Annotated in this window: 14 protein-coding genes; 7 read left to right on the top strand and 7 right to left on the bottom strand. The window is 68.8% G+C overall.

Annotated features, from left to right (window positions below):
* Positions 1 to 36: 36 nt before the first annotated feature.
* From BMW54_RS10430 to BMW54_RS10415, 4 genes are all read right to left on the bottom strand, one after another.
* Positions 37 to 1,944, bottom strand: coding sequence for an ATP-binding response regulator (locus BMW54_RS10430; RefSeq protein ID WP_254779201.1), 1,908 nt, complete (start codon positions 1,942 to 1,944; stop codon positions 37 to 39).
* A gap of 78 nt (positions 1,945 to 2,022) precedes the next feature.
* Positions 2,023 to 2,727 (bottom strand): TVP38/TMEM64 family protein, encoded by a 705-nt coding sequence (locus tag BMW54_RS10425; RefSeq protein WP_090055170.1) that lies wholly within the window; start codon positions 2,725 to 2,727, stop codon positions 2,023 to 2,025.
* 16 nt (positions 2,728 to 2,743) lie between these two features.
* Positions 2,744 to 3,301, bottom strand: coding sequence for a nucleoside deaminase (locus BMW54_RS10420; RefSeq protein ID WP_090055168.1), 558 nt, complete (start codon positions 3,299 to 3,301; stop codon positions 2,744 to 2,746).
* Positions 3,301 to 5,028 (bottom strand): glutamine--tRNA ligase/YqeY domain fusion protein, encoded by a 1,728-nt coding sequence (locus BMW54_RS10415; RefSeq protein ID WP_090055166.1) that lies wholly within the window; start codon positions 5,026 to 5,028, stop codon positions 3,301 to 3,303. Before BMW54_RS10415 ends, BMW54_RS10420 begins: the two co-directional genes overlap by 1 nt.
* Positions 5,029 to 5,127: 99 nt before the next feature.
* Here BMW54_RS10415 and BMW54_RS10410 point away from each other — a divergent pair, with 99 nt between their 5' ends.
* Together BMW54_RS10410 and BMW54_RS10405 are read left to right on the top strand one after the other, a co-directional pair.
* A complete protein-coding gene (locus BMW54_RS10410; protein WP_090055164.1) occupies positions 5,128 to 5,400 on the top strand; it encodes a putative signal transducing protein in 273 nt (90 codons plus the stop codon).
* Positions 5,401 to 5,429: 29 nt separating this feature from the next.
* Positions 5,430 to 5,948, top strand: a complete 519-nt coding sequence (locus BMW54_RS10405) for an adenine phosphoribosyltransferase (RefSeq protein WP_090055162.1) — start codon at positions 5,430 to 5,432, stop codon at positions 5,946 to 5,948.
* On the opposite strand, the gene BMW54_RS10400 is transcribed toward BMW54_RS10405, so the two are convergent.
* Positions 5,942 to 6,562 (bottom strand): hypothetical protein, encoded by a 621-nt coding sequence (locus BMW54_RS10400; RefSeq protein ID WP_090055161.1) that lies wholly within the window; start codon positions 6,560 to 6,562, stop codon positions 5,942 to 5,944. The genes BMW54_RS10405 and BMW54_RS10400 overlap by 7 nt on opposite strands.
* Positions 6,563 to 6,574: 12 nt before the next feature.
* Positions 6,575 to 7,534, bottom strand: a complete 960-nt coding sequence (oxyR, locus tag BMW54_RS10395) for a DNA-binding transcriptional regulator OxyR (RefSeq protein ID WP_090055922.1) — start codon at positions 7,532 to 7,534, stop codon at positions 6,575 to 6,577.
* 159 nt (positions 7,535 to 7,693) lie between these two features.
* Between oxyR and BMW54_RS10390 the strand changes: the two genes are divergently transcribed.
* The 5 genes from BMW54_RS10390 (at position 7,694) to BMW54_RS10370 (ending at position 13,437) form a co-directional block, all read left to right on the top strand.
* A complete protein-coding gene (locus BMW54_RS10390; RefSeq protein ID WP_090055160.1) occupies positions 7,694 to 8,242 on the top strand; it encodes a peroxiredoxin in 549 nt (182 codons plus the stop codon).
* A 196-nt stretch (positions 8,243 to 8,438) separates the two neighbouring features.
* Complete coding sequence (locus BMW54_RS10385) at positions 8,439 to 8,981, top strand: carboxymuconolactone decarboxylase family protein (protein WP_090055159.1); 543 nt, start codon at positions 8,439 to 8,441, stop codon at positions 8,979 to 8,981.
* Between the two features lie 102 nt (positions 8,982 to 9,083).
* Complete coding sequence (locus BMW54_RS10380; RefSeq protein ID WP_090055157.1) at positions 9,084 to 9,443, top strand: DUF1428 domain-containing protein; 360 nt, start codon at positions 9,084 to 9,086, stop codon at positions 9,441 to 9,443.
* A 114-nt stretch (positions 9,444 to 9,557) separates the two neighbouring features.
* The gene (locus BMW54_RS10375; protein WP_090055156.1) at positions 9,558 to 12,242 is read left to right on the top strand and encodes a M1 family metallopeptidase; all 2,685 of its coding nucleotides are present in this window, start codon (positions 9,558 to 9,560) and stop codon (positions 12,240 to 12,242) included.
* Positions 12,243 to 12,429: 187 nt separating this feature from the next.
* Complete coding sequence (locus BMW54_RS10370; protein ID WP_090055154.1) at positions 12,430 to 13,437, top strand: LacI family DNA-binding transcriptional regulator; 1,008 nt, start codon at positions 12,430 to 12,432, stop codon at positions 13,435 to 13,437.
* 21 nt (positions 13,438 to 13,458) lie between these two features.
* Here BMW54_RS10370 and BMW54_RS10365 read toward each other — a convergent pair whose 3' ends face one another.
* Positions 13,459 to 14,577: a Gfo/Idh/MocA family protein gene (locus BMW54_RS10365; protein ID WP_217642624.1), complete on the bottom strand. Its 1,119-nt coding sequence runs from the start codon at positions 14,575 to 14,577 to the stop codon at positions 13,459 to 13,461.
* Positions 14,578 to 14,584 lie beyond the last annotated feature (7 nt).

Below are 14,584 nucleotides of genomic sequence, written 5' to 3'. Positions count from 1 at the left end.
CTCACCGGGGCGCCACGGCAAGCAGGCCATCCGGTCTCAGACGGCCGCATGATGGACAGTCCACGCCGAAACCATTACCTGGTGCAGCCGCTCGGGTGAGACGGGCTTGAACAGCACCTGCGTCGTCGCCTGGTCGATGTTGCGCAGGAAGTCGCCGCGCGTCTCGCCGGTGATGAGTACGCGGGCGAACGGCGGCGGATCGCCGGGACGCCGCCGGTAGTAACGATCCAGCAGCGCGAGCACGTCGAGGCCGGTGCCCTCGCGCAGGCGCAGGTCCGAGATCACGATGTCCGGCGGCTGCATCCACTGATGCACGGCCTCCATGGCCTGCTGCGCGTCTTCGGCCGTCATCACCTCGCAGCCCCAGCTGCCCAGCAGATAGCTGATGCCCGCAAGGATGGTCGGCTCGTCGTCGATGACGAGCACGCGCATGCCGACGATGTCGCGCGGGATGCCGGGGGACGGTGCGGGCGCGGCCACCGGCTCGGCCGTGCCGACACCCGGCTGCGCTTCCGGCAACGTGACCGAGAACAGCGTGCCCTTGCCGGGTTTGGACCGCACGCTGGCGCGCGTGCCGAGCAGGCCGGCGAGCTTCTGCACCGTGGACAGCCCGAGGCCCAGACCCCGCCGCGTGCCCTCCGGTCGTCCCGCTTCGGGGCCGCTCTCCACGCGGTAGAACTCGTCGAAGATGTGCTGCAGGTGTTCGCTCGCGATGCCGAGGCCGGTGTCCCAGACATCGACCCGGACGGAGCCGTCGAGCCGGCGCCGCGCGCCTACCAGCACGCCGCCGCAGCGCGTGTAGCGCAACGCGTTGCTGACGAGGTTGTTCAGTATGCGCGCGAGCATCGTGCGGTCGGCGCGCACCCAGAGGCCCGTGGTGCGCACGACCAGGCGCAGATCGTGCTGCTCGGCCACCATGCGGAAGTTCACGCTCACTTCCTCGAACACCTCGTCGAGCGGCACGTCGCGCACCACCGCCGGCATCGCGCCGGTCTCGAGCCGGGAGAGGTCGAGCAGTTCGCCGAACAGGTGGTCGAGGGATTCCACGCACTCCTGGATGTGGGCGATGCGGTTGAGCCGGATCGGATCGTATTCGTCCACCGCGAGGCCGGACGAGAAGAGGGTCAGCGCGTAGAGCGGCTGGCGCAGGTCGTGCGAGGCCGCGGCGAGGAACCGCGCCTTGGCGACGCTGGCCGCCTCCAGCGCGGCGTTCTTGCGGGCCAGTTCCTCGGTGGCCGCGACGATCTCGCGTTCCATGCCGATCTGCGCGTGCAGCAGCTTGGACGCGGCGCCGTTGAAGCCGCGTTGCAGGTCGCCGATCTCCGTGTCGTCCGTGACGGGAACGACGACGGTGCGGTCGCCGAGGCCGAGCTGGCGCACCGCGATGGCCAGGCTCCGCAGCGGCGCGCTCAGCCAGCGCGCGGTCGACCAGCCGATCATCACGGCGATCAGCAGGCTGAGCGCGAGCCACACCAGCGCGTTGTGCACGCTCGCGCGTTGCGCGGCGATCGCGTCCTCGACGCTGACGTCCACGGTGACGGAGCCGACCGCGCGGTGCGTCGTCGGATCGAGGATCTCGCGCGCGACCGTCAGGCTGTCGTCGTCGCCACCGACCGAGCCGTTGACCCGGTCGGCCACGATCTCGCCGTCGCGGTTCGCGATGCGGACACGCGATACCTGCGGCAACTGCACGATCGACTGCGCGATGCGCCCGAGCTCGCGGCGCTCGCCCGTCCGTAGCGCGTCGCCCGACACCGAGGCCGCCTGCTGGGCGATGGCGTCCGCGGTGGAGCGGCCCATCTCGTGCAGGGTGTCCATCTGGTGGCGGGTGAGGAGCGTGACCAGCAGGACCGCGCTGATGGCGGTGGGGACGAGCGCGACGCACGTCAGGCGCTGCACGAGCGACGTGCGGCGCCAAACCTTTTCCAGCCATGGAGCGGTCATGTCACGCATTCGGTTCCCCCGGCACGGCGCCTTGGGGCGGCGAGCGAGGCTTTAGCCTAGCGCAGAAACCCGGGTGGGTCAGTCGTCGCGGCGCAGGCGCGAACGGATAGTCCGGATGGCCAGGGGCAGGATCGTGAGCACCGCGAACGCGCCCAGCGGGAGCAGGATGCGGCCGTCCAGGAACCTGCCGGCCGTGACCGGGCCGTCGCTGGCGAGCGTGGCCGCGAGGCCCGCACCGACCGAACTCTCCACGAAGAGCGAGACGGTGCCGCCCAGCCACGTGGCGCCGAGGAACAGCCAGAGGGGACAGCGCAGCCAGGCCAGCGCCACGGTCATGGCGCCCAGCGGCACGATGGGGACGAAGCGCAGCGCGAGGGTGTACGTGACGGGGTGCGCGGCGTAGCCCTCGCGCAGCTTGCGCGCGAAGGCCGGGGGTTCGCGGCCGCCCGGGCCGAACGCATAGCGGCTGGCGAGATAGAGCAGCAGCGAGCCGAGGACGAGCGCCACCGACGACAGGGCCGTGCCTTCCAGGGCGCCGAAGAGCAGGCCACCCGCGAGGACGATCACGATCGTCCCGGGCACGCCCGTCGCGATGGCCAGGGTCAGCACGCCCACGTACGCGAAGCGCGCGAGGACGGGATTCGCGGCGATGCCCGAGCGGAGCATGCCTTCGTCGGCCAGCAGGCGGTGCGGGTCGAAGCGGTCGAGCACGCCGCCGGCGAGCAGCGCCGCGCCGGCGGCCAGCAGCAGGCACAGCGGCAGGATGGCGCGCCAGCGGGTCACCGGGCGCGCCGCGCGATCAATATGCGACGCCCGATTCGCCGTAACGGCGCAGCACCTCGCGCGCGCGGTCGCGCAGGATGTCGCGCCGAACCGCGATGCCGCGACGCTCGAGCTCGCCGATCCAGTCGGCGGGCAGGGGGCCTTCGTCGAACGGGGTGAGTTCCTCGACGTCTTCCGAGCGGGCGCCGATCAGGAGCTCGTCGATACCCGCCCAGACCGTTGCGCCATAGCACTGGCAGCAGGGCTGGGAGCTCGTCGCCAGCACGAAGCGGCTGCCGTCCTCGTTGAGGCGGAACCGCTGCAGGCGCTGCTGCGCCGTCATGTACGCCATCATCTCGGCGTGCGCCACCGAGCAGGTGTGCGGCACGACGCGGTTGGTGCCCACCGAGACGATGCGGTCGTCGCCGTCGAACACCACCGCGCCGAACGGGCCGCCGGTGGCGAGATCGACGTTGCGCGCCGAGAGCTCGATCGCGAGGCCGACCTTGGCCTCGTCGCCGGGGTACGTCGTGGTCGTGTCGACCGCGTCGTGCACCCAGGCGGGCAGCGTGAGATGGATCTGCGCGTAGAGCATCAGGCCTGCTTCGCCCACGAATCGCGCAGGGTCACCACGCGGTTGAACACCGGTGCGTCGTGCGTGTGGTCGTGCATGTCGGCGACGAAATAGCCCAGGCGCTCGAACTGCATGCGGTCCTCGCGCGCCGCGCCGGCGGCCGCGGGTTCGACGAAGCCGTGCACGACGCGGCGCGAATGCGGGTTGATGTGGTCCTTGTACGTCTTGCCGTCGCTGTCGTCGTCGGGATCGGTGACGTCGAACAGGCGATCGTACAGGCGCACCACGGCCGGCACGGCGTCGCGCGCGCTGACCCAGTGGATCGTGCCTTTCACCTTGCGATCCGAGCCCGGCATGCCGGTGCGCGTTTCCGGATCGAGCGTGCAGCGCAGCTCGAGCACGTTGCCCGCGTCGTCCTTGATCACCTCGTCGCAGCGCACGATGCCGACGCCGCGCAGTCGCACCTCGCCTTCCGGCTTCAGGCGATGGAAGCCCTTCGGCGGCACTTCCGCGAAGTCCTCGCGCTCGATCCACAGCTCGCGCGAGAACGGCACGCTGCGGCTGCCGAACGATTCGTCCTTGGGATGGTTGGCAAACGTGAGCGTCTCGGCGTGCGCGTCGTCGAGGTTGGTGATCGTGAGCTTCAGCGGGTCGATCACGGCCATGCGGCGCGGCGCGGTGCCGTCGAGGTCTTCGCGCACGGCGCCTTCGAGGACGCTCATGTCGATCGTGCTGTTCTGCTTGCTGACGCCGATGCGCTCCCAGAACAGGCGAATGCCGGCCGGCGTGAAGCCGCGACGGCGCACGCCGGCGATCGTGGGCATGCGCGGATCGTCCCAGCCGTCGACCAGGTTCTCGGACACCAGCGTGATCAGCTTGCGCTTGCTCATCACCGTGTAGTTGAGGTTGCCGCGCGAGAACTCGATCTGTCGCGGCTTGCTCGGCGACGTGGGCAGGCCAGCCTTGAGCAGGGGCTCCCACAGCGCCGGATCGTTGGCGAGGTCGACCTTGTCGACGCACCAGTCGTACAGCGGGCGGTGATCTTCGAACTCGAGCGTGCACAGCGAGTGCGTGATGCCTTCCAGCGCGTCCGAGAGCGAATGCGCGAAGTCGTACATCGGGTAGATCGGCCACGCGTCGCCGGTGTTCTGGTGGTGCACCTTGCGCACGCGGTACAGCGCCGGATCGCGCAGGTTGATGTTGCCGGCCGTCATGTCGATCTTCGCGCGCAGCGTCTTGCTGCCGTCGGCGAACTCGCCCGCGCGCATGCGCTGGAAGAGGTCGAGGTTCTCCTCGATCGAACGGTCGCGGTACGGCGAGTTGCGGCCGGGCTCGGTCAGGGTGCCGCGGTACTCGCGCACTTCGTCGGCGCTGAGGTCGTCGACGTAGGCGACGCCGAGACGGATCAGCTTGAGCGCCGAGCGGTAGAACACCTCGAAGTAATCGGAGGCATGGCGCAGTTCGGCCCACTCGAAACCGAGCCACTTCACGTCGCGCTGGATCGCCTCGACGTACTCGACGTCTTCCTTCGACGGGTTGGTGTCGTCGAAGCGGAGGTTGCACGTGCCGTGGAATTCCGCGCCGAGGCCGAAGTTCAGGCAGATCGACTTGGCATGCCCGAGGTGCAGGTAGCCGTTCGGCTCCGGCGGGAAGCGCGTATGAATGACCTTGTGCTTGCCGGAGGCCAGGTCGTCGCGGACGATCTGGCGGATGAAATGCTGCTGCAGGACGGGCGTTTCGGTCGACATCGAAAGGACTCGGAGAAGTGGGGCGCGCAAACGGGGGAGTTTACCTCCGTTGGGCCCCGGACGCTTGCCGGACGCGCCGCCGACGGGTAGCGTGGAACCATGCGCATCGCCTACCACGCCGAGTCCCTGATCGACGCCCACCTCGTCAAGGACGCCCTCGAGCGGGCGGAGATCCCGGCGTTCATCGCCGGCGAATTCCTCACCGGCGCGGTGGGTCAGTTGCCGGCGCGCGACTTCCTCGCGGTGATGGTGCCCGACGGCGCGGCGGAAGCCGCCGAGGGCATCGTGCGCGCGATCGACGCCCAGCTGGCCGAGGCGCGTGCCGCCGCCGCGTCCGACGACGACTTCGGCGCGGTCACGTTTCCGGCCTGAAACGCCCCGACATTCTTCCAGGATCACCCATGCAGGCCTTCCACGACCTCGTCCGCGACGTGCCGGACTTTCCGCGTCCCGGCATCATGTTCAAGGACATCACCCCCTTGCTGGCCGATGCCGCCGCGTTCGGCGCGTGCATCGACGCGCTGTGCGAACCGTGGCGCGGGCAGGGCATCGGCGCCGTCTGCGGCATCGAATCGCGCGGCTTCATCTTCGGCGCGGCCATGGCCCGGGCGCTCGACGCCGGCTTCGTGCCGTTGCGCAAGGCGGGCAAGCTGCCGCCGCCGGTGGTCGGCGTCGACTACGGCCTCGAATACGGCATGGATCGCCTGGAGATCGGTTCGTCCGCGCTGGCGCCCGGCGAGCGCGTCATCGTGGTCGACGACGTGCTGGCGACCGGCGGCACGCTGGAGGCCGCCCGCCGCCTCGTCGAGCGACTGGGCGCCGAGGTGCTCGGGGCGAGCGTCGTCATCGAACTGCCGGGCCTGAACGGCCGCGGCAAATGGCCCGCGGCCCTGCCGCTGCACACCCTGCTGGCTTACTGATCGAAGACCTGCGCGCCGCCGGCGCCGGCGGCGCCGATGGACTCCACGAGCACGATCTCGCAGCCGCCGGCGCCGGTGTCCTCGCGCGTCAGCGAGGTGTTCCAGTGCCAGCCGTCGTCGCGCTTGATGTCCACCAGGAAGCCCTGTAGACGCACCACCTCGCCGGGCCGCACCTCGCGCAGCTCGCGCGCCACGGTGTCGTTGGCGGGGATCATGTGCATGTTGGCGCTGGAATCCTCGATTTCGCGGCGCGGAATCGGGTAGTGGTCGGTGTACCAGTAGTAGAACCGGTTCGACTGCGAGATGCGGATCCGGTCGAGCACCCCGCTGTCCGACATGCGGCCCCAGCCCATCGCCAGGTCCGTGGGCGCGATCGGCGCCAGGTCGTCGAACTGGTAGTCCTCGCGCGAGAGGACGCGGCCGGTCATGGCGAACGCGGCGCGCGTGGTCAGCGTGAAGCGGCCGCGGCTGAGCGTCGCCGCTTGCCCGATGTCTTCCTGGTCCGGTACGCCGCCGGCCAGCACGCCGGGGGCGTTGTGCACGGGCCGATGCTGCCACCAGGAGAAGGCGCCCCAGCCACAGAGAAGGAGCACTACCGCGAGCCAGACGCGCATGTCACCGAACCGTCAGGAAGAGGGAAGGGCAACGCCCGTCGCCGATTCCCGTTGACCGGCGGTGCAGTCGCGGGTGTCGAAGAGGCCTGCAGGCACGTCGCGGATCACGGCCGCCAGGGCCTCGAAGAACGGCGTCATCGCGGAACTCTTCCGCCAGAGCATCGCGATGCGACGGCTGGGCGCGGGCGCGTCGAAGGCGACCAGGCTGACGTTCGGCGACTGGGCGACCGGCGGCTTCACGGCGAGCGACGGCAGCAACGTGATGCCGACGTTCGCCGAGACCATCTGTCGGAGCGTCTCGAGGCTGGTGGCGCGGAAGCCGGTCTTCTCGCCGGCGCCGGCCAGCTGGCAGACTTCCAGCGCCTGGTCGCGCAGGCAGTGGCCGTCCTCCAGCAGCAGGAGGTTCTGCTCCGAGAGGTCGTCCATCCGCAGCGAGCGCCGCGAGGCGAGTTGGTGGCTGCTGGGCACCGCCAGCACGAACGGCTCCTCGAACAGGAATTCGGTGTGCAGCGAATCGTCGTGGACGGGCAGGGCGAGAATGCCGGCGTCCAGCGTGCCCTCGCGCAGCATGTGCAGCACCTGCTCCGTCTTTTCCTCGCGCAGCAGCAGCTCCAGCCGCGGGAAGCGCTCGCGCAGACGCGGGATCACGTGCGGGAGCAGGTAGGGCCCCAGCGTGGGGAAGATGCCGAGCCGGATCGTGCCCGATTCCGGGTCGCGGGTGCGCTGGGCGATGGAGCGGATCTCGTCGACCTGCGAGAGCACTGAACGGGCGCGGCGGGCGATTTCACGGCCCGTTTCCGTCAGGAGGACTTTCCGCGGGGTACGTTCCACGAGCGCCACCCCGAGTTCGTCCTCCAGCTTCCGGATCTGGGTCGACAGGGTCGGCTGGCTGACGAAGCTGGCTTCGGCCGCCTTGCCGAAATGCCGGTGCTCGGCCAGGGCGACGAGATAGGAGAGGTCACGCAGGTTCATGGCGGCACGCTCGGGGACGACCAGACAATAGCCGTAGCCTATCACATTCATGCCAACAATCGATTTGGAATATATCGGCAGGACCGGTAAGCTTGCCTTCTGGTCGCGCCATGTAGCGCGCAAACGCGTTCAACCCACCCTCAACGGAGAGTCGAAAAGATGCTGAGCATTGGCGATAAGTTCCCCCAGTTCAACCTCAAGGCAGTGGCCGGTGGCCCCCTCGCCAACAAGATCGAAGACGCGTTCGTCGACATCTCGGACAAGTCGTACGAGGGCAAGTGGAAGCTCGTCTTCTTCTACCCGAAGGACTTCACCTTCGTGTGCCCAACCGAGATCAAGGGCTTCAGCGACCTCAACGAGCAGTTCGCCGACCGTGACTGCCAGATCCTCGCCGCTTCGACCGATTCCGAGTTCGTCCACCGCGCCTGGCGCATGGACCACGCCGATCTGAAGGACCTCAAGTTCCCGATGCTCGCGGACATCAAGAAGGAGCTGACGACGGCTCTGGGCATCCTGACCGACGAAGGCGTCGCCCAGCGCGCCACCTTCCTCGTCGACCCGAATGGCGAGATCCAGTTCGCCTACGTGACCGCCGGTTCCGTCGGCCGCAACCCGGACGAAGTGCTGCGCGTCCTCGACGCCCTGCAGACCGACGAGCTGTGCGCCTGCAACTGGAAGGCCGGCGACGAGACCCTGAAGGTCGCCTAAGCCTCACCCGGTCGTAAGTCCCTCGCCGCGGACCCTCCCTCCCCCCGCGCGGCGCGGGCAGTCCAGGGGCGGTGAAGTCCTCTTCACCGCCCCGTTTTTTACCTCTTTCCCCCGACACCCCACGTGTCCCGCGTGAACCGGCGCCCTCGCGCCGAGCCATTCCGCGCCCCATTCATTCGAAAAAGAAGGTGCATCCATGAGCGTCGCCGATCTTCGCAGCCAGCTTCCCGAATACGCCAAGGACCTGAAGCTCAACCTCGATTCCGTGCTGAGCGAGGCGGGTGCGCCCGGCCTCAACAAGGCGCAGATCGCCATGGTCGCGCTCGGCTCCGCCTACTCCGCCCGCTACAAGCCGCTGACCGAAGCCATCGCCGCGTTCGCCGCCGAGCACGCCACGGCCGAGCAGCTGACCGCCGCCAAGGGTTCGGCCGCGATCATGGGCATGAACAACATCTACTACCGCTTCCAGCACCTGGTCAGCCATCCGGAGTACGCCACCATCCCGGCGAAGCTGCGCATGAACGTGATCGGCGCCTACAAGGGCGACGCCAAGAACGACTTCGAGCTCGTCTCGCTGGCCGTCTCGGCGGTCAACGGCTGCGGCATGTGCATCGACTCGCACGACAAGGTGCTGCGCGATGGCGGCGTCAGCGTCCAGGCCATCCAGAGCGCGGTGCGCATCGCCTCGGTGATCCACGCGGTCGCGGTCGTGCTCGAGCAGGCCGACGCGGCCGGCTGATTCGTCGCCCCGTTTGAGAAAGTCCGCAAAGGCCGCGTTTAACGCGGCCTTTCTTCGTTCTGCGCCACCCTCGCCCCCACCACACCGAGGGAGGGTCGCACCATGAGTTACGTCGATGGTTTCGTCGCGCCGGTTCCGCTCGACCGGATGGCGGACTACAAGAAGATGGCACGCAAGGCCGGGAAGATCTGGATGGAGTTCGGGGCGCTCGCCTACTCCGAATGTGTCGCCGACGACGTCAAGCCCGGCAAGGTCACCTCTTTTCCGCAGTCCGTGAAACTGAAGGAGGGCGAGGTCGTGGTCTTCTCCTGGATCGTCTACAAGAGCCGCCGCGACCGCGACCGGATCATGAAGAAAGTGATGGCGGATCCGAGGCTTGCGGAGTATTCGGACCCCAGGAACCTGCCCTTCGACGGCAAGCGGATGTTCTTCGGCGGGTTCAAGCCGATCGTCGAGATGTAAGCCGCCAGGCGCGTTCTGACGCGCCGCAACGGGGACGGGGTGCCTTCTGGCACTGTGTCGAACGTCATGCTTGTTCGCAGGATGGGGGTTCAACCACAGGGAGTCCCACCTGCCATGCGTCGTTTCGTCCGTCCCCTCATCCTCACCGCGCTCGCCACCTGCTGTGGCGCCGCGCTCGCCGCCGGCACGGACGCCGCGCCACCGCTTGGCCATCTCCCGACGTGGGCCCAGCCCGAGTCCTACAAGCTCGCCTTCAAGGTCGACCCGAAGCAGGAGGACTACTCCGGCTCGTCGACCATCCGCATCAAGCTCACGCAGCCGTCGGACTTCGTCTGGCTGCACGGCAAGGAGCTGAAGGTCTCGAAGGTCGCCGTGACCGACGCCGCCGGCAAGAAGCACACCGGCAAGTACACCGTCGCCGCCGAGAAGGAAGGCGTCGCACGGGTGGATCTCGGCGCGAAGCTGGAAGGTGAGATCACGCTCGCGATCGAGTTCAGCGCGCCGCTCAACAAGCAGCTGCAGGGCCTGTACAAGGTCTCGCACGAAGGCATCCCGTACGCGATGACGCAGATGGAGCCGGTGTCGGCCCGCTATGCGTTCCCGGGCTTCGACGAGCCCTCGTTCAAGGTGCCGTTCGACATCCAGCTGACCATCCCGGCCGACGACCAGGGCGTCGCCAACACGGCCCAGATCAAGGAAGAGAAGGCTGGCGCGGGCTGGAAGACCCTCACGTTCTCGACCACCAAGCCGCTGCCGACCTATCTCGTCGCGTTCGCCGTGGGCCCGTGGGACATCGAGAAGGGTCCGGACATCACGCCGACGCAATACCGCACGACGGCCACCCCGTTGCGCGGCATCGCCGCCAAGGGCGAAGGCCACCGCATGAAGCACGTGCTGGGCGAGACGAACTCGATCATCCACACGCTCGAGGACTACTACGGCTTCGGCTATCCGTACGACAAGCTCGACCTGCTCGCCGCGCCGGACTTCAGCGCCGGTGCGATGGAGAACGCCGGCCTCGTCACGTTCCGCGACTGGCTGCTGCTGATCGATCCGGATTCGGCCGCGCAGTACGTGCGTGGCTCGTTCAACGTCAACGCGCACGAGCTGGCCCACCAGTGGACCGGCGACACGGTGACGATGGCCTGGTGGGACGACCTCTGGCTCAACGAGGCGTTCGCCACCTGGATGCAGCAGAAGGTCACCATCAAGGTGCACCCGGAATACCGCGCCGACCTCGACCGCGTTCGCGGCGCGCAGGGCGCGATGAACAACGACAGCCTCGTCAGCGCGCGCAAGATCCGCCAGCCGATCACCGGCAACGGCGACATCGAGACGGCGTTCGACGGCATCACGTACCAGAAGGGCGCCGCGGTCCTCGGCATGTTCGAGGGCTACGTCACCGATCCGGTGTTCCAGAAGGGCATGCGTGCGTACATCCAGAAGCACAAGTTCGCCAACGCCACGGCCGACGACCTGATCGATGCGATCGCCGAGGCCGCCGGCCAGGGCGACGCGTTCAAGAAGGCGTTCCGTACCTTCCTCGACCAGTCCGGCGTGCCGTACGTCAGCACGGAAGTGAAGACGGAAGGCGGCAAGACCGTGCTGCACCTGGCCCAGAGCCGCTACCTGCCGCTGGGCAGCACCGGCGACGCGAGCCGCGTGTGGGGCGTGCCGATGTGCGTGCGCTACGGCGTGGAAGGCGGCGGCAACAAGGTCAAGTGCGAACTGCTCGACAAGGCCACCGGCACGATGGTTCTCGACGGCGCGGCGAAGAACAGCTGGGTGCTGCCGAACGCCGACGGTCGCGGTTACTACCGCTTCTCGCAGAGCAAGGCCGACCTGGCCGCGCTGGCGAAGGTGGTCTCGACGCTGACCGACGCCGAGCAGCTGGCCTATGCCGACGCCGTGCGCGCCGGCTTCCAGCACGGCGACCTCGACGCGGGCGACTACCTCGCCGCGACGAAGCCGCTGACCGCCTCGAAGACGCGCGAAGTGTTCACCGCGCCGATCGGCACGTTCAACTGGATCCTCGACAACGAAGCCACCACCGACGCGCAGCGCGAGCGCCTGCGCAAGTGGGCCACCGACGCCTACCTGCCGAAGCTCAAGCAGCTGGGCTACCGCAAGAAGGCCGGCGAGCCGGACAACGACACGATCACGCGCACGACCCTCGCCGGCTTCCTGGCCGACAAGGACATCGGCGTGCCGGAAGTGCGCGCCGAACTGCTCAAGCAGGGCGACGCGGCGCTGAAGACGAAGGACGGCAGGCTCGATCTCGACGCGGCCGATTCCGACATGCTCGCTTCCGCGCTCGGCGTGGCGGTCGAGGAGCGTGGCGCCCCGGCGGTCGAGGCCCTGATGGCCGAAGTGCCGAAGACGTCCGATCCCGCCAAGCGCAACGCGATGCTCATCGCGCTGGGCGACGCGACCGACCCGGCCCTCGCCAACAAGGTGCGCGACTTCGCCCTCGGCAAGGACGTGAAGGTGGGCGAGATGGCGATGGTGCTGCGCGCCGGTCGCGAGTCGGAAGCGACGCGTGCCGATCTGTGGAAGTGGTTCACGACGAACTACGACAAGATCGTCGCCCGCACCGGTAGCTTCGCCGGCGGCAAGCTGCCCGAAATGGCGGCCGGCGGCAGCTGCTCGAAGGCCGAGGCCGATCGCATGAGCGCGTTCTTCAAGCCGCGTCTCGGCCAGGTCAGCGGCGCCGACCGCGGCCTCGCGCAGACCAGCGAGCAGACCCTGCTCTGCGCGGCGCTGAAGGACAAGCAGGACCCGAAGGCGATCCTGCGCTAAACGACCATCGGTGCCACACGAAAGCCGGGCGAGCGATCGCCCGGCTTTTTTTTGCGCCGAGCCGGTGGGAGCGGACCCGGCCGCGACAGCTTCTCGCGATGAGCCGCCGGCCCTCTTTGCACGGCGCAAGACCCCCCCCCCCCCACGCGGCCCGCTCCCACCGCGCGACTGCGCTAACCTAGTTCGCATGAGCTTCCGCCCACCCGTTTCGCAACGCCCCACCGCCCGCGACGTCGCCGAGGCCGCGGGCGTGTCGATCTCCGCCGTGTCGCGCACCTTCACCGAAGGCGCCAGCGTCTCGGCGAAGACGCGCGAGCGAGTGCTCGAGGCCGCGGCGGCGCTCGGCTACCGACCGAACCAGCTCGCGCGCAGCCTCATGACCGGCCGCACGGAACTCATCGGCCTGGTCTCCAACCATTTCGCGAATCCCACCTTCATGGAGGTCTTCGACCTCTTCACCCGCGAACTCCAGGCACGGGGCCTTCGCCCGCTGCTGGCGAACCTCGGTGAGGGCGAGGACGGCAAGGCCGCGCTCGACATGCTTCGCCAGTACAGCGTCGATGCCGTGCTGATCGCCACTTCGGCGCCGCCGGCTGGTTTCGCCGCGTCGTGCCGGGCGGCGGGTCTGCCCGTGCTGCATGTGTTCGGGCGGGCGGGGCGCTCGTCCCCGGTGCCCGTGGCCACCGTCGATAACGTGGCCGGCGGTGGGCTCGTGGCGGACGCGATGCGTGAGCGAGGCCTTCGGCGGCTCGCGTTCCTCGGAGGGTCGGCGCACGACGCCTCGACGATCGACCGCGAGAAGGGCTTCGCGGACGCCGCGCGCAAGCTCCTGCGCCAGACGATCCACGCCGGCAACTACACGCACGAGCACGGGCGCCTCGCGATGCACGCGCTGCTCGATCGCGACGACGACCTCGACGGTGTGTTCTGCGCCGACGACGTGCTGGCGATGGGCGCGATCGACGCGTGTCGCGAGCGCGGCGTGCGCGTGCCGGCAGACGTGAGCATCGTCGGCTTCGACGACATGCCACTCGCCGCGTGGGCCTCCTATTCGCTCACCACCGTGCGACAGCCCATCCACGACATGGTGCTCCATGCGATCGACCGCATCGTCGCTTGGATGGAACACCCCGATGCGGTGCCGCGCAGCAAGCTCTTTCCCTGCGAACTGGTGACGCGCACGAGCCTGCGTTGACGCCTGCCGGGATTCGCCACGTCAAAGCGATACCCAGCGCCGTTCACGGTGCGACACCAGCGCGGCCGCGATCACGCGGTCGACCTCGAAGCCGTCGCGGAAGGTCGGCCACACGGCGTCGCCGGTCGCGATCGCCTGCAGGAAATCGCGCGCCTCGATCGTGATCTGCTCGTTGTAGCCGGTGCCGTGGCCGACGCCCTGGTTGAACGCGAGGTAGTCCGGGTGCGCCGGGCCCATCAACAGCCTCTGGAAACCGCGCCGCGCGGGGTCGCGCGACGCGTCGTACAGCCACAGCGCGTTCTGGTCTTCCTGGTCGAAATGGATCGCGCCGCGGGTTCCCGTGATGCGGTACGTGTAGCCCATCTTCCGGCCCGCGGCCATGCGGCTGAAGCTCAGGCTCCCACTCGCGCCGTTGGCGAAGCGCAGCAGCATCTGGCCCTGGTCGTCGTTCTCCACCGCCTCGGGCCCGTCCGGACCCTCCCGCATCGGTTGAACGATCGCCAGGTCGGCCACCAGGCTCTCGACGGGCCCGACCAGTCTCAGGCAGGCGTTGACGATGTGCGTCGCGACGTCGCCAAGCGCGCCCGCCTCGGTTCCCGTGGCGATCCGCGTGCGCCACGAGGCCGGCAGCGACGGATCGTGCAGGTAATCTTCGACGTGCTCGGCCGTCACCTGGATCACGTCGCCGATCTCCCCGGACGCGACGATCTGGCGGGCGAGCTGGCTCGCGGGCGTGCGGATGTAGTTAAAGCCGACCATGTTGGGCAATCGCGCGATCTCGACGGCCTCGGCCATCACCAGCGATTCCTCCGCCGTCGCGCCGAGCGGCTTCTCGCAGAACACCGGCTTCCCGGCCGCGACGCAGGCCAGCACCATCGGCAGGTGCGTGCGCGGCGGCGTGGCGATCACGACGGCGTCCACGCGCGGATCTTCGACGAGTTGCTTCCAGTCGCCGGTCGATCGCGCCCAGCCCCAGCGGGCGGCCACCTCGGCGGCACCCGCGGCGGTGGATGTCGCGATCATCTCGCACACCGGTCGCATCGGCGTGTCGAAGGCGGCCGCGACGCTCTGGAAGGCCAGCGTGTGCGCCTTGCCCATGTAACCGGCGCCGATCAGGCCGATGCGCAGCTCGTGCTTCAAGGCGAGT

The sequence above is a fragment of the Luteibacter sp. 329MFSha genome (genome assembly GCF_900111665.1).
GTDB lineage: Bacteria > Pseudomonadota > Gammaproteobacteria > Xanthomonadales > Rhodanobacteraceae > Luteibacter.
The sequence above is the reverse complement of the archived record's forward strand: the minus strand, read 5'-3'. Positions and strand labels throughout refer to the sequence as shown.